The organism is Nitrosospira multiformis (assembly GCF_003050865.1).
In the GTDB taxonomy this organism is placed as follows: Bacteria; Pseudomonadota; Gammaproteobacteria; order Burkholderiales; family Nitrosomonadaceae; genus Nitrosospira; species Nitrosospira multiformis_E.
This window is the reverse complement of sequence record NZ_QAOK01000001.1, coordinates 77,938-104,867: the sequence shown is the minus strand read 5'-3', so window position 1 is coordinate 104,867 and position 26,930 is coordinate 77,938. Positions and strand designations below refer to the sequence as shown.

Below are 26,930 nucleotides of genomic sequence, written 5' to 3'. Positions count from 1 at the left end.
AATCCTTTGCAATTATTCGTTCAGGGCCTCGCGCATCAGATATACATCGCGCGTGGTCACAGGCGCAGCCTTGTTCCCCCAGTTGTTACGGATGAATGTGAGCACTTCAGCGATTTCGCGGTCGGTAAATCTTTCGGCATAGCCTGGCATTTTCTCCGGTTTCGGCCCCGTCTTTGTCCATGGGCCTTTTCCTCCTTCCAGCATGAGCCGGATCAGGGAAGAGGCATTCTCCGAAAGCACGATCGAACTTCCAGATAGAGGAGGAAACTTTGGCGGCTTGCCCCTTCCCTCGTCCCCGTGACATTTGGTGCAGAAGCCACTATATATTCCCGCCCCTGGTTTCTCGAACCGGATCATTCCGACGGGAACGACTGCCGGCGTTCTACGAGGGTTATACGAAGACTTTTCTCCGCTGGCAGGAAGCGATTTGAGGTAGTGGGCGATCGCATCCAAGTCCTCCTGGCGTAAGTGCTGGGTGCTGTTTTCAATGACAGTGATCATGCTGCCAAATGCAGCGGTATGGCCACTATGGCCTGTCTTCAGAAACGCGGCAATCTCCTCTTCCGACCATCTGCCCAGGCCTGATGCAGTGTTTCCGGTCAGTTCCGGAGCAAACCAGTTATCTATCATCGCACCGGTCAAATAGTCGGATGAGATTTCCGAATAGGCCTTTTCCTGATAGGCCAAACCGCGCGGAGTATGACAGGCACCGCAGTGACCGAGCGACTGCACCAGGTATGCACCGCGGTTCCACTTTCCACCCCGATCAGCACGGGGTTCGAACCGTTTGTGTTCCACGAAGGCAAGATCCCAGAACTTGAGGGTCCAGCGCTGATTGAAGGGGAATGGCAGGCGGGTCTGCGAGGGCGTGTGCCGGACCGGTTTCACCCCGTGCATGAAGTAGGCATATAACGCGCGCACATCGTTGTCCGACATTGCCGTGAACGACGGGTAAGGCATGGCCGGGTACAACCATTTGCCGTCCTTCCTGATGCCGCCGCGCACGGCCCGGCTGAAATCCTCGTAGCTGTAACGGCCGATGCCGGTTTCCGGATCAGGCGTAATATTGGTCGAGTAAATGGTGCCGAAGGGTGAATTGATCGCCAATCCGCCGCCAAAAGCCGGGTGAGCGGGTCCTGCCGTGTGACATCCGGCGCAGTCTGCGATAGTGGCGAGATAGGCGCCGCGTGTAACCAGTGCATCGAATGTGCCTTCACTCTCCCCAGCGGGATTTGCCGCATGACCAGCAGCGGCGGTCGCAACGGAAACTGGAATGCCCGACATGATTGCACTCGTGACGAGCAGGACAGCACCCAGGAGATTTCCAGCTTCTTTGACCCTCCGGATGATCCAATCGAAAACCGCCATGCGCAGCTTCATTTGCTTCAGATCCAGGCGCTGCATGATCGAATCAAAAGCACGGCGAAAGTGTTAAACAGGATCGCCACGATGAACACAAAGCTCGACATCATCCCCAGCATCGCCAGGAACCGTGCCTGCCCTTCATCTTTCTGAATGGCGGGCTGTTTATTCAATGGGTCTTTCGTTAAGCGACTAATGCTCCGCCAGGAGCCCAAGGCGATATACCCGGAAAAAAGAGCGCCTGCCAGGCAGACAAAGCCTATTGTTGCCAGTATTGCCGGCAATTCCGGCCAAAGCGGGGCGGAGAGCGGAAATTGGTGCGGATAGCAGGCGTAGGCGGCGATCGGCTGGGTTAATGCCATTTGCGTTACCCAGGCTCCGGGTGCCCCGAAGAGCGCAAGCAATGTCTTAACCTTCGGTACGGAATGAAGGAAGTGATGTTCTGTGGAAACAGTCTGTCTTGCATCCATTTTGAAGGTCATCCGCGATGGAGATAAGGAGACAAATACAAGGCGGAGAAAACGAACAGCCAGACGACATCGACAAAATGCCAGTAAACGCCGCCGATGGTGATTGCAACATGACGCTTGTGGTCAAAATAACCCATCATGGTCCAGGCGAGCAGGAGCAACAGGACGCCCAGCCCGATAATGACATGGCATAAGTGAAAGCCCGTGATCGTAAAGTAGAGTGATCCGTACAGGTCGGAGTTGATACTGTATGTCTTGTTTCTCCACTCCAGAAGCTGAATCGCGACAAAGGCGCTACCCAAAGCAATCGCGGCGATAAACCCGAAAATGCTGGATTGTGCCTTACCTTGCCGGATGCGCCGTTCTCCTACCCAGAAAGCAACGCTGCTGCCAAGCAGGATGACGGTATTGATGCCCGGGATGAGCAGGCTCGGCAGCCCACCCGGGGGCCAGTCTTGCACGGTCTGCGCGGCGAGGTAGAAGTAAGTGAACAGCAAGTATCCGAACAGGGAGGCCTCGGTTACGATGAGTGCCATCATTCCCCACCAGCCGCCGGAGAGCTTGCCAGCGCTTCCTACCGGCAAAGGCTGCCTGACGACTTGAGCAGTTTCACTCATGGGCTTTCTCCCCCTCTTTCGGCAGAGGCTGACCTGTACCCAGTAGTGCGCTGACCGAGTTTTCTGCGGGGCCACATCCAGACGCTCAACGCGGCACAGCTTGAGGCCGCCATTAATGCGGTGAATGTCCATGAATGCAGCAACAGGCCGACGAATAGCAACGAGACGAACAAACCGACAAGGAAAGGCGTATAGGAATCCTCCGGCATTTTGAGGATGACAACCGGCTTTGCATCGATGGGTGAGGTGCCGAGAGTTTCCCGACCCCGCATTAGCAGGTAACCTTCTTCCAGTCTGGTCCGGCTATGTTCTCTTTCTCCCTCGATCCGCCCCTCCCATAACGGGTGCCGGCTGGCAATCGTAGGAATGGTTGCAAAGTTATAAGCGGGCGGCGGGGAAGATACTGCCCATTCCAGAGTGGGCGCATCCCACGGGTTGGCGCCTGCCCACGCTCCACGTTTCAGGCTGAGGACGACATTGACGAGGAAGATCAGCACGCCAACGGCGAATATGAAGGATCCGACAGTCGTAATCAGGTTGACTTCGTCCCACCCCATGCGGGAGGGATAGGTATAAATGCGGCGTGGCATCCCGAGCAGTCCAGCGATATGCATTGGAAAGAATCCGGCGTTGAATCCGATAAACATGGTCCAGAAACTCCACTTGCCCAGTTTCTCACTCATCATGCGCCCGGTGAATTTGGGAAACCAGTAGTAGATCGCTCCTACCACGGGAAACACGTTGATCCCAAGCAGGACATAGTGCAGGTGCGCCACGATGAAGTAGGTTTCGTTAAGTTGCCAGTCGAGCGGCACCGCGGCTGTCATTACTCCCGACATGCCCCCGATGATGAACAGCGCGACGAAACCGGCAAAAAACAGAAAAGGGGTCTTGAATACGGGTTTTCCCAGCCAGATGGTCGCAATCCAGGCGAAGACGGCGACCGCGCTGGGAATGGAGATGACCATGCTGGCGGCGCCGAAAATCGACAGAGCCACTGTCGGCAGCCCCGTGGCGAACATATGGTGGACCCACACCCCGAAACCGAGCAGCATGGTTGCCATGGTGGCAAGCGCCACTGCCGTGTAGCCCACGAGTGGCCGGCGACAGAATGTAGGCAGCGCATCGGAAACGATGCCCATTGCCGGAAGCACAACGACATAGACCCAGGGATGGCCGAAAATCCAGAACAAGTGCTGCCAAAGCAGGGGCTGACCGTTATTTGCCACATCAAAAAAATGCGCGCCTATCTGGCGGTCGAGCCACAACAGAAAGAACGCGAGGCTGACGGCGGGGATTGCGAACAGGTTGGCCACGGAGGCGGTGAGCGTTCCCCACACCAGGATGGGGACGCGGTTTATGGTCATGCCCGGTGCGCGCATCCTGAACAGCGTAACCACGAAATTAATCGATCCCACCGTTGTAGAAATCCCGAGCAGCACCATGCCGAGCGCAAAGACGTCTATATTGGGTCCGGTGTTGTATACCGGGCCTGAGAAGGGCACATAATTGAACCAGCCCGCATTCGGCGCCTGCCCAAGAGGGAAGCTGATGTACATGAAGAGGCCGGCGAACAGAAAAATCCAGTAGGAAAGTGCATTGAGGCGCGGAAAGGCCATATCCCTGGAACCAAGCAAAAGTGGCCAGAGGTAGTTGGAGAAACCGGACAGAACGGGCGATGCGTAGAGGAAAATCATGGTCACGCCATGCATCGTGAAAAGCTGGTTGTATTGCTCCGGCGTCAGAAACGCCATATCCGGCCCGGCAAGCTGGATGCGCAGGAATAGTGCTTCGATTCCGCCGATCACGAGGAAAAGAAAGGCCGTGACGAGATATCGTACCCCGATCGTTTTATGATCTACTGTGGAGAGCCACCCGCGCCAACCTGGCGCCGTCTCCCAGATCCTCTCCAGACGCGCTTCAATTGCTGATCCCGCGGGAATACGCCCCACTTCCGGGATCCGTTCGAGAAGGGGTTCGATGCGATGCTGGGTGGCGTCGGTAGCGGCCATACTCTAGTTCAGTGTCGAAAGATAGGAGGCCAGTGCTGAAGCTTCGCTATCCGATAATGCGATGCTTGGCATGCGTGCTCCGGGCTTGAAGTATTGTGCACGGGTAATCCACTTCATCAGGTGATCTGGTGTATTGGTCAACAGTCCGGCGGCAATGCGACGGCGCGAGTTCAGATGCGTGAGATCAGGACCGTGCAGGCCTTCCGCTTCTGTTCCACGCACCGCGTGACATCCCCCGCAGCGATCCATGAAAAGCTTGTATCCATGTTCATTGTGTCCTGACACCGGGAAAGCCGTGCGGCGTTGCGCCTCTTGCCATTTCTCGAAATCCCGGTCGCTTTCCGCAACCACTTCCAGATTCATATGAGCATGCGCCGCCCCGCAAAATTGTGCGCATTGACCGACATAAATGCCGGGGACGTCTGCCTGAATCCACTTCTGATTGACCAGGCCCGGAATCATTTGGGTTTTTCCGGCGAGTACAGGTACCCAGAATGCGTGAATGACGTCCGCGCTTTTCAACTTGAGCAGTACAGGCCTGCCTACAGGTATATGAATTTCATTGGCGGTCACAAAACGTTTCGCCGGATCGGCATGCTCGTATTCAATACTCCACCACCAGTCGTATCCGGTTACAGTCAGGGTGAGGGCTGGAGTCTCGGTGGGCTTGGCAACCGCATTGAGCACGGCCAGGAAATAAACGGTGAGCCCCGCCAATATGAAGGTGGAAATCCCTGTGCCGATATAAACCCATCTGAGTCCTCCGCTCTCGGCGCCGATCACGCCGGGGGCGGCAGAGCTGCGCTTGCGAACCAGGGCGATTACCAGTAGCAGTATGACGATAAGGGTAATGGCGGAGAGCAAAGCCGTCATCAGCCAGCCCAGATGCATTATGGGTGTGGCGGCAGGTCCGTAGCTGTACAGGAAATAGTTTAAAGGGGTGTCCAGCGTGTCTGCTGCTTCCGATGGTCTTGCGGCGATCATGGATAGCGCCAGAAACGTTATCCTGAAACGCAGGTTTCTTATTGCTGACCTGGAATCGAAACCTGACTCGGAAGCTTTCATGGGCTTGACCAACTCCAGTGTACGCAGAGATGCAGCGATAAGCGCGATCCCGACTGCGACGGAGTGACCAAAGGCGGAGCGGACTGCAGGGGGATATCGAGATCCCTGGCTAGCTGGCCCTGGCTGGCGTGCGATAAGAATGCACTTTCCAGAATGCAGGGAGCCGACGATGTCGCAGTGTTTTCAAAAATTCTACGCTGCTCATTCCGTGCTTCTGTGCGCTAGCGTACGTAGAGTTTCGAAAAAACCCTGAACAGGTCAACACTCCTGTTCAGGGGAGTTGTTCTCAACGGCTCATTCAGCTTGAGAGCAGGCCCGAAAAAGACGGCTTGCGGAACCGAAAGACACGAGTCTGAAATGGAACTCAAGCTGCCACAGTTGCGCTTGACCGACGTCTGAGGCCAATAAAACTGATTACCGCGAGCCCGGCGAGGAGCATGCCATGGGTTGACGGTTCGGGAACGCTTGTCGCAAGTTTGGATACGTCGGCGGTGACAGAAACGCTTGCTTCCAGGCTAGGGAGCAGCGTGCCCAGGAGATCGGGATCGGAGTCGCCATGGATGCTGACGAAACCAGGCACGTCGGTAAGCACGATCCGACCGTTCAAATCCTGAACCTCGCGCGAATTGCCTTCGGGGAACAGTGACTTGAAGGCATCGATCTGACTCCCGGATAGATATAGCGGAGAAGCCAGGTCAACCCAACTTACCCCTTCTGTAAAAGGCGGTGTCGTCAATGAGCCGGAGTAACGGAAAGAACCGAGATAATCCGGTACCAGGCTGTTCAGGTTGAAGTGCCCGATATGCAGTGTTTCCTCGGCGGTTTGCGGCAGATCGGAGAAAATGGGAGCGAGTGCCTGGTTCTTGAAGAGACCTCGCTCGATATCCCGGCCGACTACGAGGAGATTGTCCGCAGCATCGCTGAAGACGAGGTGCATCTCCATGGGACTGGCTCGACCATTTATCAAGTGCTCGGAGGGGGTGTGGAAATGGAATTGCGCCAGGTTCCATTGGTGTCCTGAAAGCATCAGCGTTCCTTCGCCAGGACTGACATTGGCCCTGATAGTACTTTCGTGATCAGGAGAGCCATTATTGATTACGGTAAGGGCGGTATCGGAACTGAGGTTGAAGTTCAGCTTGGGCAGGTTTCCGTAATAAGTGCTGTCCGAACGTATATCGATCGGACTTTGTGCTTCCATCAGCTCCAGCTTGCTCGCCAGCGTACCCGCGTATGCAGTATTGAAGCCCGGCAGGAAAAAGACCGCAGAAAGTGCAACTACTCTCAGGGATCGAGATATTTCATTCATAAGATGACCTCACGAAAAAATATGTTTACAGGATGAAAGTTCTAAAAGCTTGAGAAACCCCGAATGACCGGTTCCAACGCTCCTGCTCGGAAAGCAGCCGGTTGGAACAGACGGGGGAAATGAGCTGGTGCTTGGCCAGTCGCTGTTGTTATGAGTCACTGAAGTCGGCGACCGCTCCGCGCATGAAACCTTGCGAAGAACGACACCGGGTGGTGACGGAATGGCCCTTTTTATGCAGCCGGTGATGTTACGCGAGCTGCACAGGGCGGATGGCCTGCTTGTCGGGCTTCGTCAGCCTTCTATTGCAGACTCTTGTTGAAATGGGAGTTGATTCAATTCCTGACGCTCGACTCGTCCAGGTCCCCTCCACGCAAGTGAAAGGGACTCATAACGAATGAGACTGTCAGAAGGCAATCTGATATTGCAGGACGAATTGATTCCTGTTTGAAATTTTGTATCCAGCTGAGTTGAATATGGGCCGGTTCTGGATATCGAAAGTCAGTTTGCTGTTATGTCCCTTGATCAGCCAGTTTATCCCGCCATTGAATACATTCATCTGATCATGCAAACGGTCAAAGTCTGCGCTGATGAAAGAGAAGTAAGGCATCAACTGGCCATTGTTTCCACCAAGGAGATCCTTGGGCAGCAGATATCCTATTTGCCCATACCATTGATTGCCTGTGCCAAACATGGGGAAGGCATTGCCGCCGGTGCTTGCCGGGTTCACTCCGTTGCCATTCATGCGCAGATAGTTGGGGCCATAATTGGTATTGAAGTAACCGATATAAGCGGATATCGCTGTTTCCTTCACCTTGTCTACCGGAGCATCCAGATAGGCTGCGACCGACCATAAATTCAGATCGTGGAACTGGGCTGTGGCTTCCGTAAGGCCCGTCCAGGTCGCATTTTTCTGCGTAATGAAACCTGCTTCCAGGTTCAGGATGCTTTTCTTGCCTAGATAGGTACCCTGCATGTAAGGATTTGTCATCGGCTCCTTATCCCAGAAATTCCACATGAAGAAACCCTGGTATTGTTTCCTGTGGCCTGTTCTTGCAAATTGGGCGTTTACCGGGGAAATCGTTTCGGGAGGAAGCCCGGCAGTATTGATGGGGAACGGATCACTTGCCGTAATGCGGTAATTGAGAGGTCCGATCTGGCCTCTCAGGTAGACGCTCAACTTACGGTTGAATTGGTCGGTACGATCAGCAGTCGCCTGAGCCAGCAGTGGCACATCCATCGTCATGATCGTGCTCACGCTGGGGCTGCTGAAGCGGGAGAGGCCATTGGCCATGACAAGGCCGCCCCCTACGATCATCTGGTGTCCCTGTGTCAGCCGTAATTCACCGAAAGCGTCATGGAAGAAGGATTGAAGCTTTCTGTTATCGGCGTTCTGGCTCAGAAAATTAAAGTTGTTCATCCCGTACTGGGTATAAAAATATACCCGATCGGTTAATTGCCCCTGTAATACAAAACGTGTACGTCGCAGGCTGATGTCAGTGACATCGTCCACTGACTCACCCAGCACAGTGGAACTGGGGTTGGTTTGTTCATATCGCGCCCATACCTGATTCAGGAAGCCGAATTTGATGTATTGGCTTCCATCCGGATTCAGGTTGAACTTGAAGGGGTCCTTTTCTTTCCAGTTCGCGTATCCAAATCCTCCTTGGGGTTTTTCCTGGGATTTTTCCACGGATTTCGGAACATCACGCAGAAGCACGCCTCCCTCGCCCTTTGCCTTGCCGTCAGCAACGGCCCCATCCGGGCTCGAGGTGGCAACAGGTTTTGCCGGTTTCTCCGAAACTTTTTCAAAGGAACCCATGCGAACACGTCCTTCTCCAGGCTCGGCATAGATCTGTTTTGTTTTGGTATCGACATAGAGGTCGATAACATAAGACGATGCAGTATCGGAGTCTGAAGACGCTGGTTTTTCTTCGGCATACAGCGGAGTCGCAAGCAGGCAACCGGACAACAACACAAGCGAGGTTTTATATTTCATTTGGATGATTCCATTCAGTTATGCAATATGCTTAATTGCCCATATTTTAAAAGTGGGAAATGTTGAGTTTATGGAAGGGAAAATAACATGGCATATGTCAGGAAAATGTCATCTAAAAGTGAAGAAATAGTGAATTTCCGACGAAAAAGCAGGAGAAAAGACAAAAATGAAATACAGCGCATGCACGGGGGAACCGGTATGCAAAACCGCTATGACAATGGCGTCCCTGGAAAAATTACATCCCCTTGAGGGTGGAGGATTGCATCGGAAAGTTACAACGAGTCCTGGAAGAAACTGATCCCGTCGCTGGAAATGAACGAACAGCTGAAGGCTCCGGCAGGAAAGTAGAAGAGCGAGCTGTCAGATTCCGTGGGGCGGTAGGGGGGCGACGACCCGAAAACCAGACGCAGGGGAACGAGGTGTGGAACGTCTCGAAAGCGAGAAAAGGGCGCTCGGGTGGCACCATGATAATAGCAGAAAGCAGGCTTCCTAGTCCGGTTCCGGCTCTCAACCGCCGCCCGCCCCCCCTGCTGAAATGTTGGTGTCGACGTCTAGGTTGGGGTGGCTGGGGACAGGTGCCACAAAGAAGCGGAGAATTCTATGCAGGAGGTCTTTCCGATGCTCAGTATCCTGCGGACAGGGAGCGGTACTTTTTTCTGCAGTCTGTCCCTTCTCTGACGCATTCTCGTGCCTGAGTGTCGCTTCCCCGTTCGGAGAGACAGTATTTCCAGATACCGCTTCCTGGCAATCGACCTGCCCATCGTTCTGATGGGATGCACTCAGTGTCGGGGAAGCGGACGGAGATAGGTGTTCATCCCCTGGCGTATCGGCAGCGACCGGCAGGGGTAGGACCGCTGCCAAGAAAAACAGCAGACAACCGAACAGGAAGGAACGGAAGGTGCTTTTCAAGATCAACCCCCCTTGGGTTGGGCCCTACGGAGCAGGCGCTCATCCGCTGCTTAAAGCGGAATCAGCCTCCCGCGCCACCCGCGGAAATATTCTCGTCCATGTTGCGATTCGGTCCGCGGGGCGTATCAGGTCCATACAGGATACGCACCATTTTGCAGAGAAAATCTTCCTGCTCAGGCGACGCATATTTGCACGAACCCGATCCGGACTCGGAACCCTGCGCAGGGGCCTCCCATCCCTCGGCGGCATTCACCTGATCTGTTTGCTGGGGGGCAACGGAAGCCTTATCGCTCTCTCCCTTTTCAGTCCTGTTTCCCTTTTCTTCCTTGGTCCCCGGGGGAAGCTCCCAGCCCAGCGTATCCTTTTCCAGCGATTGATTCCGCTGGTCTGGATCGACAAATATATCCTGTACCCATTTGTTTGCGCGATCTGACAGACCCGATTGCGCGTGCGACATTCCTGCAGCACCAGACATGACGACGCCGGCAAATAATGCAGCTTGCATTGCCCGGATTTTCAGTATCCGTGGATGTTTCATGATCCACCTTCGTTCAAATGAGGGATAGAGCGAATGGTGCGCGCTTGAGGGCGCGCGGTCAAGACAGATTTGCGGACTTGTCGAAATCCTCAAAACTTCGGGGAAAACGATGCAAACAAGACTGTTTGGAAGTGGACGTGTATCTAAGCCTTCTCTTAGAGTACTCGTCCACGCTTTGCAACTTTCAAAAATGAAAGTAATGGGGATTCAAACAGATGCAGCCTGACTCATGCAACAGAACCGGTCGGTATATGACCACTTAACGGCTTGTTTTTACGCCCGGCAACAAACGCCATAAGGCATAACCCTGCCAGCATCATCGCGTAAGTTTCAGGTTCGGGAACGGCGGTGACGAATCCAGGTACATCCGTCAGGACGATGCGTCCATTAAGATCCTGGACTCCGCGTGCATCCCCCTCCGGAAACAGCGAGCTGAACGCATTGATTTGCTCCGAAGACATGAATAGCGGTTGCGATAACATCACCCAACTGACGCCTTCATCAAAATCAGGCGTGGTCAGCGAACCGGAATAGCGGAAGGATTCCAGGTTGGAGGGAATGAGTGTATTGAGGTTGAAATGGTCGATATGGAGTGTCTCGGAAGTGTTCTGCGGAATATGGGAGAAAATCGGAGCGAGATCGCTGTTAAATGTGCCAGCCTGAACCCACCGGCCAACCACGAGAAGATCGTTATTGCTATCGCTGAAGACGAGATGCATTTCCATAGGGCTCGCCTGGCCATCCCGTAAGTGCTCGGAAGGGGTATGGAAGTGAAATTGGGCAAGCTCCCAGTCATGACCGGAAAGCGTGAGGGAACCCGCACCTGGATTGACGATAGCCTTGGCGGCGGTGCTGAACTCCGTGGAACCATTGTTGATGACATCGAGTGGTGTGTCGGAACTCAAGTTGAAGTTGAGTGCCGGCAGATGGCCGAAATAAGTGCTATTCGGGCGAAAATCGATGGGACTTTGCGCAGGCAGTGCCGCCGTTGCGATCTCCGCATACGTTGACAGTCCAAACACCAAAAGGGCTGAAAAGAGCGTGGTTTGTCGCGATAAACGTAACAATGACATATTCATCAAGTCTCCAGAATTATGGCGCGCACTGTGCGCACCGGATTATGAAAAATAGATAAGATGTTGTTGCCACTTTAAACTAGCACAGCAGTTGTGAATTTAATGTCCCTGAATTGTCAAAATTTTGTCAGGAGATCTTCGCATCAGAAGGCAGGAAGCCGCTCTCTGAGGATGGGTGACGGGAAAGTATCAGAAGTTCCTTACTGCCCTTCGACAGGGGCAGGATGAACGGAGACCAAGGGTTTGGGTGAATGGGGAGATGGAGAAGTCTTAGCCGAACTAGGGCGTGTTAACACTTGTTTCGCGCCTGCGAAGCAAGTGTTAACACGCCTTAGAGATACTTACCCTGGATTGTGCCAGCAGCCATCCGGCTCAATCAGGGTATCAGCTGCGGGGGGGCCCCAACTTCCGCGCTCGTAGGGCAGGACGTGAGGATATGTCTTGAGTACAGGATCGAGTGCCGTCCAGGATGCCTCCACCGCCTCCCTCTTGGTAAACAGTGTGTCGTCGCCAATCATTGCATCATGCAGGAGGCGTTCATATGGCGATTCACGCCCGAAGTGCTCCTCGACCAGGCACAACTCCTGCTGATCGCCTTTGAACTCTTTTCCGGGGTGCTTGACTCTCGCTGCAATAGCAACCGCTGAGACCGGAGAAAGGCGGAACCTGAGGTAATTGGCGTCACACGCGGCGCTTGCCGAATCAGCAAAAAGCTTTTGCGGCGGTGGTTTCAACTGGACAAGGACCTCCGCAGCGGTCTTGGCCAGGCACTTGCCGGAACGCAGATACCAGGGGACGCCTTCCCAGCGCCAGGAGTCGATGAAAAGCCGCAGGGCGCAGAATGTCTCGACATCGGAATCCTCCGCCACGCCCGCTTCCTGGCGGTAACCCGCATACTGTCCACGCACCAGATCCTCGGGCACAAGTGGACGCATGGCGTGGAATATGTTGATTTTTTCGCTTTGAACCGTTCCGAGACCCCGATAGGCGGGAGGTTCCATGGCCAGCAGTGCAACAATCTGGAAAAGATGATTCTGGATCACGTCGCGCAGGCAGCCGGCCGATTCGTAAAATGCGCCTCGTTCTTCAACTCCGAATTCCTCAGCCAATGTAATCTGCACGCTGGCTACATAATTACGATTCCATATCGGTTCCAGAAATGAATTGGCGAATCTGAAATAAAGAATATTCATGATCGCCTCTTTCCCGAGAAAATGATCGATGCGAAATATCGCTTCCTCGGGGAACACGGAGCGTGCAATACGATTCAGCTCACGTGCTGACTCAAGATCTCGTCCAAAAGGTTTTTCCACAATGACACGGGCCCCCGCCGCCAGATCGAGCGCACCAAGACCTCTTATGACATTTTCGAAGAGAAGAGGAGGGATAGCGAGATAATGCACGGGATGACGTGCATCTCCCAGAGCCTGTTTGAGTACCTTGAACGTATCGAGATTGTTGTAGTCCCCGTGCACATATCGCAGCAGGGAAAGGAGGTGATCCAGCGCCCGTTTGTCATCGATCTTTCCGGAGTCGCTGATGGACTGGGTTGCCCGTTCCTTGAGTTGATCGAGGCTCCAGGGTGTCGAGGCGACACCGACCAGCGGCACATCGAGCATACCCTTTTTGATCATCGCGTACAGCGCCGGGAAGATCTTTTTATAAGCGAGATCACCCGTTATCCCAAACAGCACCAGTGCATCGGATGGCTCGGTGTAGCCATTGGTTTTTCGCATTTCGTCACTCCTCCCTTCCTGCAGTAAAAGACGAAGTTCTGTTCCGGAGCCTGTCGATTGACCGGCTACAATGGGAATGGCCGTACAGAAACTGTAGCTTGCTGAACGACTGTCGGCATGGATATCCTGGTCGCCAGAAATTCGATGGGATGATCGTTCTGCCGCCCAAAAGGAGAAGACGGAGCATCAAGCAAGACTTATTCGCCCTTGCGGATTCCTGCGAATGCCTCCTCAACGATCGTTTGAGCTTCCGTCACGATACGGTGCAGGTGGTCTTTTCCCAAAAAGCTTTCGGCATAAATTTTGTAGATATCTTCCGTGCCGGAAGGGCGCGCCGCAAACCATCCGTTATCGGCGATGACCTTGATACCACCGATGGAAGCATTGTTGCCGGGGGCGCGAGTGAGAATAGTGCGAATTGCCTCGCCCGCTATTTCAGTTTGCCTTATCTGATCCGGCGACAGCCTGCTCAAAGCTTTCTTCTGCCCGGGTGTGGCCGGAGCGTCGATCCGCTGGAACTCGGATCGCCCGTATTCGCGTTCAAAACTGCTGTATATCTCGCCTGGATCGCGCTCCATGCGGGCCAGTATTTCACCTGAGAGCAGTGCTGCCACGATGCCATCCTTGTCGGTTGTCCAGGTCTTGCCATCAATGCGCAGGAACGAGGCTCCGGCACTTTCTTCTCCGCAAAAACCAAGTGACCCATTACCCAGGCCATCCACAAACCACTTGAAGCCGACGGGCACTTCATAGAGCTTGCGATCGAGTGCGGCCGTCACACGATCGATCATCTGGCTGCTTACCACCGTTTTGCCGACTGCGGTATTCGAGGTCCACCCATGGCGGGACTGGAAGAGGTAGTGGACGGCAACAGAAAGATAATGATCCGCAGGAAGTAAACCGCTGCTCCGGGTGACGATTCCATGTCGGTCATGATCGGTATCGCATGCGAAGGCAATGTCGAAACGATCTTTCATATCCAGCATTCCGCACATCGCATACGGGGAAGAGGGGTCCATGCGGATTTTGCCGTCCCAATCCAGAGTCATGAAGCGGAAAGTGGGGTCTATCTGGTTGTTGACCACGGTCATGTTCAGCTTGTAGCGCTCCGCGATTGCATTCCAGTAGTGGACCCCTGCGCCGCCGAGCGGGTCAACGCCCATATGGATCTTCGAATCGGATATGGCTTTCGTATTCACTACGTTTTGCAGATCGGCAACGTAACTGTTGAGGAAGTCGTGCCGGTGGGTGGTGTCCGCATGCAACGCTTTCTCGAAAGACATTCTCTTTACATCCGCCAGATTCCTTTCTAGGAAAGTGTTGGATCTGGATTCGATCCAGGAGGTGACTTCGACTCCCGCCGGTCCCCCATGTGGCGGATTGTATTTGAACCCCCCGCTCTCAGGGGGATTGTGGGAAGGTGTGATGACAATGCCGTCTGCCAGCCCATGCGCGCGGTCCTTGTTGTAAGCCAGTATGGCATGGGAAACTGCCGGAGTGGGCGTATACTCGTCGTTGGTGGCAAGCATGACTTCCACGTCGTTGGCAGCCAGCACTTCCAGAGCGCTTGCGCAGGCAGGTTCCGACAATGCATGAGTATCGATCCCGAGGAACAGGGGGCCGTTGATATCGTGTTGTTTGCGGTATTGGCAGATCGCTTGCGTAATGGCGAGAATGTGCCATTCATTGAAACTGCCGTCCAATGCGGAGCCGCGATGTCCCGAAGTCCCGAACACAACCCGCTCCGCAGGCTGGTTCGGGTCGGGGATGCGGGTGTAATAGGCAGTGACAAGCCGTGGCACATTCACAAGCATCTCTGGCTGCGCAGGTTTTCCGGCGTTAGGATTTATTTTCATGTTGTTTTTTTAGCAGCAGACTTTTCTCATCCCACTGGCAACTGGCAACTGGCAACTGGCAACTGGCAACTGGCAACTAGCAACTGGCACTGACGGGAGCGCGAGCACGCGAAGCTCAGCAGACCTTTTTGCTCTCGCTTTTCGTACTCTTCGTATTGTGCCGTGCAATCTGCTCCTTGGCCGCTGCGACTACATGTCCGGGTTCGAATCCGAAGCGTCGCGCAACAACTTTTGCCGGCGCGGACAGGCCGAAGCAATGCATGGCGATGGTGCAGCCGCCTAAGCCTGTGTAGCGCTCCCATCCGAAGCCCGACGCCTCCTCCACCCCCACGCGCGCCAATATCCCCGGGGGCAAGATTTCGTCCCGATATTCCTGGCCTTGATGTTCGAAAATTTCCCATGATGGCATGCTGATCACGCGTGATGATATTCCTTCTTTCTTGAGTTGCTCGTGTGCAGCTACACAAAGCGCGACTTCGCTTCCCGTCGCCAGCAGCAGCACGGCGGGTTTACCGTCTTCAGCATCAGCCAGCACGTAGGCACCCCGAGCAAGACCACTCGCGGACGCATAACGGGTCCGATCAAGGGTCGGCACTGCCTGCCGCGTCAGTATCAGGCAAACGGGTCGGTCAGTGAGTTGCATGATCAGTCGCCACGCTTCCACCACTTCATTCGCATCCGCTGGCCGCAGAACAACCAGACCGGGAATGGCGCGCAGGGAGGCCAGATGCGCGATGGGCTGGTGGGTGGGACCGTCTTCTCCCAGGCTGATGGAATCATGGGTCCAGATGTAGATGATGGGAATCTCCATCATTGCACTCAGCCGGAGCGCGGCTCGCCCGTAGTCGCTGAATACGAGAAAGCTCGCCGCATAGGAACGCAATTTCGATAGACTCATTCCGTTGGCAATGGCGCACATGGCATGCTCGCGCAAGCCGAAGTGAAAATTGCGCCCGCGGTAATTGCCCTTGGCGTTTTCGTACTGTTCAGGCGGCTGAAACTGTCCGTAGAAATCACCTTTCAGTTCCGTTTTTGTGGAAGGCGCGAGATCGGCAGCTCCGCCCAGCAACCAGGCAATTTTTCCGGCAATGGCATTCAGTACCTTGCCGGATGACTCCCTGGTGGCCATACCTTTCTCGTCTGCGGGGAAGGTCGGTAATTCGCTATCCCAGCCTGCCGGCAAGTCGCGTTGCTGCATGCGGTCGATCTGCTCCGCCAGATCCGGATATTGCTTCCGATAGGCATCAAACTGTGCACGCCAGGCGGCATGTGCAGCTCTGCCGCGCTCACCGAACCCTGTCTGGAAGTATTCCCGGACTCCATCCGGTACATAAAATTGCTTGTCGGGGTCGCACCCGTAGAATTCCTTGGCGAGGCGAGATTCTTCAGGTCCCAGCGGTTCGCCATGCGCTTCCCGCGTGTCATGCTTGTGCGGCGCCCCATAACCGATATGGCTATGCACGATGATCAGCGTAGGACGATCATCGGTGTGGAGGAACGTCTCGTAAGCCTCCGCCAGGAGCGGTAATCCGTTTGCATCATCCACGTGAGCGACACTCCACCCGTATGCGGAAAACCGTGCGGCTACGTCTTCCGTGAAGGTGAGATCGGTCGATCCTTCGATCGTGATGCGGTTATCATCATATATCCAGCACAGGTTTCCAAGCTTGAGATGTCCCCCGAGGGATGCTGCCTCGCTGCTGATGCCTTCCATCATGTCGCCGTCACTGCACAAGGCATAAACATTGTGGTTGAACAATTCGAAATCGGGCCGGTTGTAAGTGGCCGCAAGCCATCGCCCGGCTATAGCCATGCCGACGCTGGCTCCCACACCCTGGCCCAGCGGTCCCGTCGTCGTTTCCACTCCTGAAGTCCATCCATATTCCGGATGGCCAGTACAACGGCTGCCTGCCTGGCGAAACGTCTTGAGGTCATCCATCGTCACCGCCAGCCGGTCTTCACCCTCGTAAGAGGGACTCGTTCCCTTTACTCCTGTCAGATGGAGGAGGCTGTAGAGCAGCGCTGAAGCGTGACCGGCAGAAAGTATGAAACGGTCGCGATTGGGCCAGTCCGGGTTATCCGGATCGTAACGCAGAAAGCGCTGCCAGAGACAAAAGACTGTAGGAGCTGCGCCCATCGGTGTACCGGGGTGGCCGGAGTGGGCTTTTTCCACCTGGTCGATGGAGAGGCTGCGAAGCGTGTTGATACAGATTTGGTCTAGATCGGTCTGTTCGCTCATGAGAGTGCTCCCGTAAAAGCAACCTTACGCGAATTACAGAAACCCGTTAATGGGATTCCATGGGAATTGTGGGCAATGCGCTTTCCGTCTCCCGTCAATATATAAAGTGCGAATATACGAATATATTACGGGTTTCCCCGACCGTCGCAGTGGAGGGCGACACGCAAGGGAAGTTGTAGAAAACCATACTTTTCGACTCTTGACAGGAGCCAATGTTCACAGCTATTTTTGTTTCAGCCTGTTGTACCGCTGTATCAGGGCGTTGGTGGAGCTATCATGTTTCAGGGGCTCGCCGTTTTCATCCTCCAGTTCCTGTCCGATGCGGCGCGCGAGCACTTTGCCGAGTTCGACGCCCCATTGATCGAACGAATCGATTTGCCAGATTGTCCCCTGCGTAAAAACACTCTGCTCATAAAGAGCGACAAGGGCACCGAGGGTGTGGGGTGTGAGGCGCTCGGCAAGTATCGTATTAGTGGGACGATTACCCTCAAAACTGCGATGCGGGCAAAGCCAGTCCGGGACACCTTCGGCTTTGACTTCATCTTCCGTTTTTCCGAAAGCAAGCGCCTCGGTCTGGGCAAACAGATTCGCCATGAGGAGGTCATGGTGATCGCCTAAGGGGTTCAGGGTTTGGCAGAAGCCGATAAAATCACAGGGAATCAATCGGGTTCCCTGATGGATGAGCTGGTAAAACGAATGTTGTCCGTTGGTGCCGGGTTCTCCCCACACGATAGGCGAGGTCTGGTAATCAACGTGCGAGCCATCCAGTGTAATGTGCTTTCCATTGCTCTCCATTGTCAGTTGCTGAAGGTAAGCCGGAAAGCGCTTCAAGTATTGCTCGTAGGGGAGCACGGCGAGTGTCTGCGCGCCAAAGAAATTGTTATACCAGAGCGACAACAAACCCATCAGGACGGGAAGATTCCTGTCGAACGGAGCGGAATAGAAGTGCTGGTCCATTGCGTGGAAGCCGGCGAGCATTTCGCGGAAATTCTCTGGGCCGATGGCAATCATGGTCGAGAGCCCGATCGCGGAATCCATGGAATAGCGTCCACCTACCCAGTCCCAGAATTCGAACATGTTGGCAGTATCGATGCCGAATCTGACTACTTCCTCCGCATTGGTGGAAACAGCGACGAAGTGCTTGCGCACCCCATCCAGATCCTTTATCTGGCGCAGCATCCATCGCCGGGCGGTGTGGGCATTGGTCAGCGTTTCGGTCGTTGTGAATGTCTTGGAGCAGACAATGAACAGGGTTTCTTCGGGATCAAGACCCCGTGTGGCCTCCACGAAATCCGTGCCATCAACATTGGAGATGAAACGAAAGCTGAGATTGGGCAGGCTGTAGTGGCGCAGCGCTTCATACGCCATGACCGGGCCTAAATCGGAGCCGCCGATACCGATATTGATGATATTGCGAATTCGCTTGCCAGTATGCCCCTGCCAGTCTCCACTACGTACCCTGTCAGAGAAATCCGCCATACGGTCGAGCACGGCATGCACTCCGGGCACAACGTCATTTCCGTCGACAAGGATTTTTTCATTACGAGGCGTGCGCAAGGCGATGTGGAGTACAGCACGCTGCTCCGTCACATTGATGGCGTCGCCCCTGAACATGGCTTCAATGCGCTCGCGCAGGCCGCATTCTTCGGCAAGTTGCACCAGTAGATGAAGCGTTTCATCAGTGATGCGATTTTTCGAATAATCCAGGTACAGGCCGGCGGCCTCGGCCGTAAATCGCTCACCCCGCTTCGGGTCGTCCGCGAAGAACTGACGCAAGTGCTTGCCTTTGATTGCCTGGTAGTGAGCTTCCAGCGCCTTCCAGGCGGGCCTTTGCGTCAGGCGCGTGACCATGGGTCTCGTCATGCTTGTTGTCCCTCGATCATCTTTCGTTTTCTTTTGGCCAGCCGCCGCCAAATCCACATGGCATAACCCGACAAGGCATACAGAAAAAACAGGCAGAACAGTACGACCGGTGGATGACTCGGAATCAATGCAAAAAAGAACAGCGCCAACAACAGGGCAGTGATGAATGGTACTGACTTGCGCAGATTGATTTCCTTGCCGCTGTAGTAGGGAATATCGCTCACCATGGTCAAGCCTGCGAACAGGGTAATGCACCAGGCGAGCCACCGTACATCCGGGCCCGCTATGTCAAAATCCAGCATGAGCCATATGAGCCCGGCAATGAGGGCAGCCGCTGCGGGACTGGGCAGACCCTGAAAATAGCGTTTGTCCACAATTCCAATATTGGTATTGAAACGCGCGAGCCGCAGGGCAGCGCAGACGCAATAGATAAAAGCAGCGATCCAGCCCCATTTGCCCATCCCTTTCAGCGCCCATTCGTATATTACGAGCGCAGGTGCGGCGCCAAACGAAACCATATCGGAAAGGCTGTCGTATTCCGCGCCAAATTCGCTTTGCGTGTGGGTGAGGCGGGCGACGCGCCCATCGAGCCCATCCAATACCATCGCGATAAAAATCGCCACGGCGGAGTGCTCGAAGCGCCCATTCATTGCCTGGACAATGGCATAGAACCCCGCAAACAGGGCACCGGTGGTGAAGAGATTAGGTAGCAGATAAATGCCCCGCCGGCGCAGCTTGGCTTCGAAAACAGGGCGCGACTGAAATTCCTGCATCTTGATGCAACCCAAGGGGAGATAGATGCATGTTAAACGGTTATCGGGCGGTGGTAAACACCACCAGGTTGGCCCCAGAAAATGTGAGCGGCAAAATGTCGGTCCTTGATGAGGATGATCGCTGGGGTTTTCAGGGCCACTCCGAGAGTCAGTTTTTGGGGTTGTTAAATCGAAACAGGCCTTAGAACGCCCGCCCTGTTTGCAAATTCAGCTGATGTCAGGTCATTGAGAGTCGAGTGAGGCCGACTCTCGTTGTAGTCCCGCCGCCAGTCTCGATGATTGCTTTGGCCTCTTCCAGCGTTTCAAACCAGTGCAAGTTAAAACACTCGTCCCGGAATGAAGCTCTACTTCAATAATGCGTATTCAGTAGTCCGCCTGGACTATTGTCCAGCCTGGCAATAATAGCCACATCCCTTACTTTTACCGTTCCCGCAGCTGCATATACTTTTCGGGATGATCCCTCTTCTGCCTGGGGTCGCGATCCATTAACCGCAGACCATACCAATGGTAACGTCTACACGGTCGAAAATCTTCTGGTCCAAAACACCACTGCGAATTCCTTGCCAGAATTGAACTTCACGCTTCCTTTCGCATGGCAGAAGGTTGGCGAGACTTACCTGCCCATGGAATGGCGCAATGACTTAAACGGGTGGTCACCAGCAATTTCAACAATACTGGAACCAGCCTGACTGTTAAACTAACAAGTCCGGTTGCGAACACTGTAGCCATGGGGGAACTTGCGGATTTGACCGGAAGTCAGCAGCTTCCATTGACTGAACCATGTTTCTCCGGATCGCCCAGTTGTCAAAGTGGAATAGGCCAGCCGCCCGAGACTCGTAATACAACGGATCTTATCCCTGTTTTTTCATTAGGTTCATTTGCACCAAGCGAAGCAAAACGTTTTGATGTCTCGTTTACTTATACTTTCGGGGATAATAGGGCTGGGACCGAGGGCGCAACAACCTCGTTTTTTGGCTATACGGTTTCTCCCATTCCAGAACCCGAAACCTACGCCATGTTTCTGGCCGGCCTGGGTTTGATGGCTGTTATGGCGCGCCGCAGGAAAGCATAGACAGGTTTGATAGGTGCATCCGGTGCATACGAATCCCCTCAAGCGAGGTTTGTATGCGCTGAATCATTTGAGACTTTTCAAAAAGTCTCATGGTAAAAAAGAGGACGGGGCAGTTTGAGTAAGGGCTATTAGATTATCAGGATTGTCCGTCGATACATGACACTCCCATAGGCATCCAATCTGTTTTTACTTCTTGCAGAGAACGGTATTCATCTCTTGCAGAGAACGGTATTCATCTCTTGCAGAGTGGGGGCAGCCGAACAATAGCACTACTACCCCCTCCCAACTGGCTTCCTAATTTTTCGCCTGATCGACCAGTTTGTTCTTTTTGATCCAGGGCATCATGTCGCGCAGTTTGGAGCCCACCTGTTCGATCTGGTGCTCGGATGCGAGCCGGCGGCTGGCTTTGAGCATGGGCGCGCCGGCGCGATTTTCAAGGATGAATTCGCGGGCATATTCCCCCGTCTGAATCTGGCGCAGAATCTTGCGCATTTCAGCGCGGGTGGCATCGGTGATCACGCGAGGGCCGCGTGAAATGTCTCCATACTCGGCATTGTTGGAAATGGAGTAGCGCATGTTGGCGATGCCACCTTCATAGATCAGGTCGACGATCAGCTTGACTTCGTGCAGGCATTCGAAATAAGCCATCTCCGGCGCGTACCCGGCTTCCACCAGGGTTTCGAAGCCCGCCTGAATCAAGGCGGTCAAGCCGCCGCACAGCACGACCTGCTCGCCGAACAGATCGGTTTCGGTTTCCTCGCGGAAATTGGTCTCGATCACACCGCCCCGGGTGCCGCCGTTGGCAGCCGCATAGGAAAGCGCCAGGTCGCGCGCCCTGCCGGATTTGTCCTGATGCACCGCGATGAGTGAAGGCACGCCTCCGCCCTGGAGGTAGGTCGAGCGTACCAGGTGACCGGGCCCCTTGGGGGCGATCATAATGACGTCCAGATCTTCCCTGGGCGCCACCTGGCCATAATGAATATTGAAGCCGTGGGCAAAGGCAAGAGTAGCGCCTTTCTTGAGGTTGGGTTCGATTTCGGTTGCGTACACGGCAGCGATCTGCTCATCGGGCAGCAGGACCATCACGACGTCTGCATCCTTTACCGACTCAGCCACCTCTTTGACGGTAAGACCGGCCTTTTCCGCCTTGCCCCAGGAAGCTCCCTCCTTGCGCAGGCCAACTGTTACCGCCACGCCCGAATCGCTCAGATTATTGGCGTGAGCGTGACCTTGCGACCCGTAGCCGACAATGGTGACTTTCTTGTCCCGAATGAGCGACAAGTCGGCGTCTTTATCGTAATAAACGTTCATGATTTCCTTTATGTTCAAAATAGAAAAGCGCCGTTAAACGCCAAGCCCGCAAGGCTTGACTCTTCCCGGCGCAACTGTTGCTGGATTTGGTTAAACCTTCAATATCCGTTCGCCGCGACCGATGCCGGATGCACCAGTGCGTACCGTTTCCAGAATGGTCGTGCGATTCATGGCTTCGATGAATGCATCGAGCTTGGAACCGGTACCCGTCAATTCGATCGTGTACGACTTGTCGGTGACATCGATGATGCGGCCGCGAAAAATATCAGCCATGCGCTTTATCTCCTCGCGATCATGGTCAACCGCCCGCACCTTGATCAGCATCAGTTCGCGCTCGATGTGATTGCCCTCACTCAAGTCAACCACTTTGACCACTTCGATGAGTTTGTTCAGTTGCTTCGTGATCTGCTCGATCACGTCGTCAGACCCGGTGGTGACCAGCGTCATGCGAGACAGGGTGGAATCTTCAGTAGCGGCGACGGTAAGCGATTCGATATTGTAGCCACGTGAAGAAAACAGGCCGGCGACGCGAGACAGGGCGCCCGCCTCGTTTTCCATCAAAAGTGAAATGATATGCCGCATATTTATTTTTATACCAGGATCATTTCAGAGAGACCTTTGCCGCCCGGTACCATCGGGAATACGTTTTCGGTCTGGTCGGTGACGAAATCCATGAACACCAGCCTGCCCTTGAGCTTGAATGCCTCCAGCAAGGCAGCTTCGACATCGCCGGGCTGCTCGATTCGCATACCGACATGCCCGTAACTCTCCGCCAGCTTCACGAAATCGGGCAGCGCGTCCATGTAAGACTCCGCATAGCGGTTGCCGTGGAAGAATTCCTGCCACTGCCGCACCATTCCCATATAGCGGTTATTCAGGTTGATGATCTTGAGCGGAAGGTGATATTGCTTGCAGGTCGACAGCTCCTGGATGCACATCTGGATGCTGGCTTCGCCAGTAATGCAGGCCACATGCGCACCTGGATTAGCCATTTGAACTCCCATGGCTGAGGGCAGGCCGAAACCCATCGTTCCAAGCCCTCCGGAATTGATCCATCGCCGCGGCAGGTCGAATTTGTAAAATTGTGCTGCCCACATCTGGTGCTGACCAACGTCCGAGGTAATGAAGGCATCGCCGTTCGTTACCTTGTAGAGTGTTTCCACCACCATCTGTGGCTTGATGATCGCGCTTGTGCGATCATACCGCAGACAGTCGCGTTCGCGCCATGAATCGATCTGGGCCCACCAGGCGTCAAGGGTGTTCTGATCGGGCTTTTCCTTGCGCAGTTCAAGCAGCTTGATAAGCTCATCCAGCACATCGGGAACATTGCCGACGATAGGCACATCCACCTTGACCCGCTTCGAAATGGATGAGGGATCGATATCGATGTGGATGATCTTTCGGTCCGGATTGTAGAAATGCTTGGGGTTGCCGATGACTCGATCATCGAAACGGGCGCCTACCGCTACCAGCACATCGCAATGCTGCATCGCCATGTTGGCCTCGTAAGTGCCATGCATACCCAGCATGCCGACGAACTGACGGTCTGTTGCGGGATAACCCCCCAATCCCATCAATGTGTTGGTGCAGGGAAAGCGCAACAGACGCACGAGTTCCGTCAACCGGGCGGCGGCATTGCTGAGGATGACTCCCCCCCCGGTGTAGATCATTGGACGCCTAGCTTCCAGGATCAGTTGAACTGCTTTTTTGATCTGACCGGCGTGCCCCCGGATATTCGGATTATAGGAGCGCATTGTGACACGCTCGGGATAAACGAATTTTGTTTTCTGCTGGCTCACGTCCTTTGGGATGTCGACCAGCACCGGACCGGGACGTCCTGTCGAAGCGATATAGAACGCTTTCTTGATGGTGGTGGCAAGCTCTGCGACATCCTTCACCAGAAAGTTGTGTTTCACGCAAGGACGCGTGATGCCTACGGTATCGACCTCCTGGAACGCATCCAGGCCGATGGCATGGGTGGGCACCTGGCCACTGATGATGACGAGGGGAATCGAATCCATATAGGCAGTGGCGATGCCGGTCACGGCGTTGGTCACGCCTGGTCCGGAAGTGACCAGGGCCACTCCCACCTTGTTGCTGGAGCGGGCATAGCCGTCTGCGGCATGTACCGCGGCCTGTTCGTGCCGCACCAGGATGTGCCTGACCTTATCCTGCTTGAACAGTTCGTCATACAGGAACAGCACAGCGCCCCCGGGGTAGCCGAAAATATGTTCCACCCCTTCCTCTTGTAAGCAACGCACCGTAATTTCGGCGCCCGTCAATTCCGCGCTCATGCTTTCCTGCGTTTCAAAATGTTGAATATCGGCAATATATGTTGGGTTAAACATTGAACAGTAACGGTTAGGTGACTTTTGGTCAACAGGTTCGAATATGGAATCGACAGGTATGCGAGGCAATCTCAAATGCGCTAAAACCGTTATCCGCCGCACAATTTGCAAACGGTTCAGGAATGACAGATCAGGAAGCCATGAATCAGAGCAGGGCGGATCTCAAGACCCTGCTTCTGAAGAACACACGCATACAACCGCAGTATCGGGCCGTAACGTCACGATACTTGATTCTGGGCTTCACGAAGGAATGAAAAGCTTAGCTTTTACTATCCTTTTCATCCCCTTTCCGATACGGACATGAGGGCTTGATGCAATCCGCGTAAAGTGAAAGCGAATGCTCGTGTATGGCAAATCCGCGTTCGCGGGCAATCTTAATCTGACGCTTCTCGATTTCAGCGTCATAAAATTCTTCCACTCTGCCGCATTGCAGGCAGACCAGATGGTCATGATGGGCGTCGCTGGCAAGCTCAAACACTGCCTTGCCGCCTTCAAAATGGTGGCGTTCGAGCAACCCGGCCTGTTCAAACTGGGTCAGTACCCGGTAGACCGTGGCCAGACCGATATCATCGCCTTCGCTGATGAGCGTTCTGTAAACATCTTCCGCAGAGAGATGCCGAACAGGACTGCTTTCGAACAGGCTCAGTATTCTAAGGCGTGGCAGCGTAGCCTTCAAGCCCATGGTCTTAAGATTGCTCGGGTTACTCATAGTGCATCCAATCGTCAAGTTATTTGCTGTATCATATAACGTTAAGTTTGCTTTGGAAACCTACGTCGCCGCGATGCGCGCAAGAATTATCACGTTGGCTGTTCTGCTGCTCGCGGGGTGTTCATCGGTTCCTTCCTTGCTCTATAAGATAGAGATTCAGCAGGGGAATGTCATTACCCAGGAAATGGTGAACAAGCTGAAACCCGGCATGACGCGTTCGCAAGTCCGCTTTGCGCTGGGCTCGCCCATGATCAGCGATGCGTTTCATGAAAACCGCTGGGACTATCTATATCGGTTTGAGCAGAGGGGGAAACTGATCGAGCAGAGAAAGCTCACGATCTTTTTTGAAGACGATCATCTGGTGCGTATCGACGGTTCGTTCACTACTCCGGTTGCCTTTCTTCAGCCTCAGCCTCAGCCTCAGGCGCTGGAAGCAGGTACTTCGCCTGAATCAGCCGTGTCACTCGGTGAGGCAGCTATGGAAAAGAGCGACAGTTCGATTCCGGCTCAAGTACCCAGCGGAATGCTGCCTTTAGCACCTCCTTCAGCCCCTATTTCGGCGCCTGTTTCGGGCGGCGCCGAAACAATGGGCACTGTACCCGCCTTGCCCCCCTTGCCCGTCTCTGAACCTCCTTCCCCGGCGGCATCCCTCTCAGCCGGTTCAGCCGAAGTTTCTTCGAGCGCTGCTTCAGAGACGCCCGTGGTGGAGAAGCCGGGACCGAGGCAAGTACCTTCTCGGGCGACGGATACCGGAATTATGGATGCAGATCAGCCAAAGGAATAGGATCATTTTGCAAGTCAGTTTATCAGACAAGGAATGCCGACATTGAATATTGCTGTGGCTGGAAGCTCCGGACGCATGGGACGTGCCTTACTGGAGGCTGTTGAACGGGCGCCGGATCTGCGCTTGAGCGCCGCCCTCGAGCGGAGCGGGAGCCCTTATCTTGGAAAGGATGCGGGAGAGTTGATCGGGGCGCCCTGCGGGATTGAAATTACCGATAACGTTGCTACGGCGCTTGATGGAAGCGAAGCGCTGATAGACTTTACCCGCCCGGAGGGAACGTTGCTTCACGTTGCCCGTTGCCGTGAGAAAAACATAAAAATGGTAATCGGCACCACCGGTTTTTTGCCCGAGCAGAAAGAAGCACTCAGGACTGCCTCCCGAGACATTGCCATCGTACTGGCGCCTAATATGAGCGTAGGTGTGAATGTCACTTTGAAACTGCTGGAGACGGCGGCCAGGGTCCTGAATGAGGATTATGACATAGAAGTTATCGAGGCCCATCATCGCCACAAGGTGGACGCTCCTTCCGGCACTGCGCTGCTGATGGGCGAGGTAGTGGCAAAAGCTCTGGGTAAAGAGCTTTCGGGGGTTGCCGTTTACAGCCGCGAGGGCCATACGGGTGAGCGGGTGGCAGGTTCCATCGGCTTTGCCACTGTTCGCGGCGGAGATATCGTGGGTGATCATACTGTCATGTTCGCGGGAATCGGCGAACGTATCGAAATTTCGCATAAGGCAAGCAGCCGCGCGACATTTGCCGAGGGTGCGTTGAGAGCCGCCCGCTTTCTTGCGGATAAACGCAACGGCATGTTCGACATGCAGGACGTGCTGGGGCTGAGGTAGTAAGCGGCTTTAGCCCTCGCATTCCCTGTTCCCTTGCTGTCCCATACC

Annotated in this window: 22 protein-coding genes and 1 pseudogene; 4 read left to right on the top strand and 19 right to left on the bottom strand. The window is 54.4% G+C overall.

Annotated elements, in window-relative coordinates; genetic code table 11:
- Positions 1-12: 12 nt before the first annotated feature.
- From C8R21_RS00450 to C8R21_RS00420, 7 genes are all read right to left on the bottom strand, one after another.
- Positions 13-1,404, bottom strand: coding sequence for a c-type cytochrome (locus C8R21_RS00450; RefSeq protein ID WP_107760928.1), 1,392 nt, complete (start codon positions 1,402-1,404; stop codon positions 13-15).
- Positions 1,386-1,832, bottom strand: coding sequence for a hypothetical protein (locus C8R21_RS00445; RefSeq protein ID WP_107760926.1), 447 nt, complete (start codon positions 1,830-1,832; stop codon positions 1,386-1,388). Before C8R21_RS00445 ends, C8R21_RS00450 begins: the two co-directional genes overlap by 19 nt.
- A gap of 8 nt (positions 1,833-1,840) precedes the next feature.
- The gene (locus C8R21_RS00440) at positions 1,841-2,449 is read right to left on the bottom strand and encodes a cytochrome c oxidase subunit 3 (RefSeq protein ID WP_107760924.1); all 609 of its coding nucleotides are present in this window, start codon (positions 2,447-2,449) and stop codon (positions 1,841-1,843) included.
- On the bottom strand, positions 2,446-4,461 hold the full coding sequence (ctaD, locus tag C8R21_RS00435; RefSeq protein ID WP_181258816.1) for a cytochrome c oxidase subunit I: 2,016 nt from the start codon (positions 4,459-4,461) through the stop codon (positions 2,446-2,448). The genes C8R21_RS00440 and ctaD overlap by 4 nt, the downstream gene beginning before the upstream one ends.
- A 3-nt stretch (positions 4,462-4,464) precedes the next feature.
- Positions 4,465-5,526, bottom strand: a complete 1,062-nt coding sequence (gene coxB, locus C8R21_RS00430; protein WP_107760922.1) for a cytochrome c oxidase subunit II — start codon at positions 5,524-5,526, stop codon at positions 4,465-4,467.
- Positions 5,527-5,890: 364 nt separating this feature from the next.
- Positions 5,891-6,832, bottom strand: coding sequence for a carbonic anhydrase family protein (locus C8R21_RS00425; RefSeq protein ID WP_107760920.1), 942 nt, complete (start codon positions 6,830-6,832; stop codon positions 5,891-5,893).
- 403 nt (positions 6,833-7,235) lie between these two features.
- Entirely contained in the window at positions 7,236-8,828 is a 1,593-nt protein-coding gene (locus tag C8R21_RS00420; RefSeq protein ID WP_074972477.1) for a hypothetical protein, read from the bottom strand.
- Between the two features lie 87 nt (positions 8,829-8,915).
- On the opposite strand from C8R21_RS00420, the gene C8R21_RS16030 reads away from it, so the two are divergent.
- Positions 8,916-9,077 (top strand): hypothetical protein, encoded by a 162-nt coding sequence (locus C8R21_RS16030; RefSeq protein WP_181458132.1) that lies wholly within the window; start codon positions 8,916-8,918, stop codon positions 9,075-9,077.
- A gap of 721 nt (positions 9,078-9,798) precedes the next feature.
- Here C8R21_RS16030 and C8R21_RS00410 read toward each other — a convergent pair.
- The 8 genes and pseudogenes from C8R21_RS00410 to C8R21_RS16265 all read right to left on the bottom strand — a co-directional run.
- A complete protein-coding gene (locus C8R21_RS00410) occupies positions 9,799-10,275 on the bottom strand; it encodes a hypothetical protein (RefSeq protein ID WP_146162422.1) in 477 nt (158 codons plus the stop codon).
- Positions 10,276-10,502: 227 nt separating this feature from the next.
- A complete protein-coding gene (locus tag C8R21_RS00405) occupies positions 10,503-11,354 on the bottom strand; it encodes a carbonic anhydrase family protein (RefSeq protein ID WP_107760915.1) in 852 nt (283 codons plus the stop codon).
- Between the two features lie 338 nt (positions 11,355-11,692).
- The gene (gene zwf / locus C8R21_RS00400) at positions 11,693-13,087 is read right to left on the bottom strand and encodes a glucose-6-phosphate dehydrogenase (protein WP_107760913.1); all 1,395 of its coding nucleotides are present in this window, start codon (positions 13,085-13,087) and stop codon (positions 11,693-11,695) included.
- 197 nt (positions 13,088-13,284) lie between these two features.
- A complete protein-coding gene (gene pgm, locus C8R21_RS00395) occupies positions 13,285-14,943 on the bottom strand; it encodes a phosphoglucomutase (alpha-D-glucose-1,6-bisphosphate-dependent) (RefSeq protein ID WP_107760911.1) in 1,659 nt (552 codons plus the stop codon).
- 115 nt (positions 14,944-15,058) lie between these two features.
- Positions 15,059-17,182, bottom strand: a complete 2,124-nt coding sequence (tkt, locus tag C8R21_RS00390; protein ID WP_107760908.1) for a transketolase — start codon at positions 17,180-17,182, stop codon at positions 15,059-15,061.
- Between the two features lie 222 nt (positions 17,183-17,404).
- Entirely contained in the window at positions 17,405-19,045 is a 1,641-nt protein-coding gene (pgi, locus tag C8R21_RS00385) for a glucose-6-phosphate isomerase (protein ID WP_107760906.1), read from the bottom strand.
- A complete protein-coding gene (gene pssA, locus C8R21_RS00380) occupies positions 19,042-19,818 on the bottom strand; it encodes a CDP-diacylglycerol--serine O-phosphatidyltransferase (protein WP_107760904.1) in 777 nt (258 codons plus the stop codon). Before pssA ends, pgi begins: the two co-directional genes overlap by 4 nt.
- Positions 19,819-19,982: 164 nt before the next feature.
- Positions 19,983-20,155: pseudogene (locus C8R21_RS16265) on the bottom strand (integrase core domain-containing protein); the annotation flags it as partial.
- A 312-nt stretch (positions 20,156-20,467) separates the two neighbouring features.
- Here C8R21_RS16265 and C8R21_RS00365 point away from each other — a divergent pair.
- A complete protein-coding gene (locus C8R21_RS00365; protein ID WP_258192170.1) occupies positions 20,468-20,890 on the top strand; it encodes a PEP-CTERM sorting domain-containing protein in 423 nt (140 codons plus the stop codon).
- Positions 20,891-21,184: 294 nt separating this feature from the next.
- On the opposite strand, the gene ilvC is transcribed toward C8R21_RS00365, so the two are convergent.
- The 4 genes from ilvC to fur form a co-directional block, all read right to left on the bottom strand.
- Positions 21,185-22,201 carry a ketol-acid reductoisomerase gene (gene ilvC / locus C8R21_RS00360; RefSeq protein WP_074972460.1) on the bottom strand — a complete coding sequence of 339 codons (1,017 nt, stop codon included), beginning with the start codon at positions 22,199-22,201 and terminating at the stop codon, positions 21,185-21,187.
- Positions 22,202-22,291: 90 nt separating this feature from the next.
- Complete coding sequence (gene ilvN, locus C8R21_RS00355; RefSeq protein WP_074972457.1) at positions 22,292-22,783, bottom strand: acetolactate synthase small subunit; 492 nt, start codon at positions 22,781-22,783, stop codon at positions 22,292-22,294.
- Between the two features lie 8 nt (positions 22,784-22,791).
- Positions 22,792-24,549: an acetolactate synthase 3 catalytic subunit gene (locus C8R21_RS00350; protein WP_107760898.1), complete on the bottom strand. Its 1,758-nt coding sequence runs from the start codon at positions 24,547-24,549 to the stop codon at positions 22,792-22,794.
- 259 nt (positions 24,550-24,808) lie between these two features.
- Positions 24,809-25,258, bottom strand: coding sequence for a ferric iron uptake transcriptional regulator (gene fur, locus C8R21_RS00345; RefSeq protein ID WP_011379837.1), 450 nt, complete (start codon positions 25,256-25,258; stop codon positions 24,809-24,811).
- Between the two features lie 73 nt (positions 25,259-25,331).
- On the opposite strand from fur, the gene bamE reads away from it, so the two are divergent.
- Both bamE and dapB read left to right on the top strand, forming a co-directional pair.
- Positions 25,332-26,042: an outer membrane protein assembly factor BamE gene (gene bamE / locus C8R21_RS00340; protein WP_107761067.1), complete on the top strand. Its 711-nt coding sequence runs from the start codon at positions 25,332-25,334 to the stop codon at positions 26,040-26,042.
- A 33-nt stretch (positions 26,043-26,075) separates the two neighbouring features.
- Positions 26,076-26,882 carry a 4-hydroxy-tetrahydrodipicolinate reductase gene (gene dapB / locus C8R21_RS00335; protein ID WP_107760896.1) on the top strand — a complete coding sequence of 269 codons (807 nt, stop codon included), beginning with the start codon at positions 26,076-26,078 and terminating at the stop codon, positions 26,880-26,882.
- The last annotated feature ends 48 nt before the right edge of the window (positions 26,883-26,930 follow it).

What these genes read in the sequence shown, in the direction of transcription:
- pgi (WP_107760906.1), bottom strand. Translation starts at nt 19,045, where the DNA reads ATGACGAGACCCATGGTCACGCGCCTGACGCAAAGGCCCGCCTGGAAG.
- C8R21_RS00405 (WP_107760915.1), bottom strand. Translation starts at nt 11,354, where the DNA reads ATGAATATGTCATTGTTACGTTTATCGCGACAAACCACGCTCTTTTCA.
- C8R21_RS00450 (WP_107760928.1), bottom strand. Translation starts at nt 1,404, where the DNA reads ATGCAGCGCCTGGATCTGAAGCAAATGAAGCTGCGCATGGCGGTTTTC.
- C8R21_RS00350 (WP_107760898.1), bottom strand. Translation starts at nt 24,549, where the DNA reads ATGTTTAACCCAACATATATTGCCGATATTCAACATTTTGAAACGCAG.
- dapB (WP_107760896.1), top strand. Translation starts at nt 26,076, where the DNA reads ATGCCGACATTGAATATTGCTGTGGCTGGAAGCTCCGGACGCATGGGA.
- fur (WP_011379837.1), bottom strand. Translation starts at nt 25,258, where the DNA reads ATGAGTAACCCGAGCAATCTTAAGACCATGGGCTTGAAGGCTACGCTG.
- ilvN (WP_074972457.1), bottom strand. Translation starts at nt 22,783, where the DNA reads ATGCGGCATATCATTTCACTTTTGATGGAAAACGAGGCGGGCGCCCTG.
- C8R21_RS00410 (WP_146162422.1), bottom strand. Translation starts at nt 10,275, where the DNA reads ATGAAACATCCACGGATACTGAAAATCCGGGCAATGCAAGCTGCATTA.
- ilvC (WP_074972460.1), bottom strand. Translation starts at nt 22,201, where the DNA reads ATGAACGTTTATTACGATAAAGACGCCGACTTGTCGCTCATTCGGGAC.
- C8R21_RS00445 (WP_107760926.1), bottom strand. Translation starts at nt 1,832, where the DNA reads ATGGATGCAAGACAGACTGTTTCCACAGAACATCACTTCCTTCATTCC.
- bamE (WP_107761067.1), top strand. Translation starts at nt 25,332, where the DNA reads ATGCGCGCAAGAATTATCACGTTGGCTGTTCTGCTGCTCGCGGGGTGT.
- C8R21_RS00440 (WP_107760924.1), bottom strand. Translation starts at nt 2,449, where the DNA reads ATGAGTGAAACTGCTCAAGTCGTCAGGCAGCCTTTGCCGGTAGGAAGC.
- C8R21_RS00425 (WP_107760920.1), bottom strand. Translation starts at nt 6,832, where the DNA reads ATGAATGAAATATCTCGATCCCTGAGAGTAGTTGCACTTTCTGCGGTC.
- zwf (WP_107760913.1), bottom strand. Translation starts at nt 13,087, where the DNA reads ATGCGAAAAACCAATGGCTACACCGAGCCATCCGATGCACTGGTGCTG.
- C8R21_RS16030 (WP_181458132.1), top strand. Translation starts at nt 8,916, where the DNA reads ATGGCATATGTCAGGAAAATGTCATCTAAAAGTGAAGAAATAGTGAAT.
- tkt (WP_107760908.1), bottom strand. Translation starts at nt 17,182, where the DNA reads ATGAGCGAACAGACCGATCTAGACCAAATCTGTATCAACACGCTTCGC.
- pssA (WP_107760904.1), bottom strand. Translation starts at nt 19,818, where the DNA reads ATGCAGGAATTTCAGTCGCGCCCTGTTTTCGAAGCCAAGCTGCGCCGG.
- pgm (WP_107760911.1), bottom strand. Translation starts at nt 14,943, where the DNA reads ATGAAAATAAATCCTAACGCCGGAAAACCTGCGCAGCCAGAGATGCTT.
- C8R21_RS00420 (WP_074972477.1), bottom strand. Translation starts at nt 8,828, where the DNA reads ATGAAATATAAAACCTCGCTTGTGTTGTTGTCCGGTTGCCTGCTTGCG.
- ctaD (WP_181258816.1), bottom strand. Translation starts at nt 4,461, where the DNA reads ATGGCCGCTACCGACGCCACCCAGCATCGCATCGAACCCCTTCTCGAA.
- coxB (WP_107760922.1), bottom strand. Translation starts at nt 5,526, where the DNA reads ATGAAAGCTTCCGAGTCAGGTTTCGATTCCAGGTCAGCAATAAGAAAC.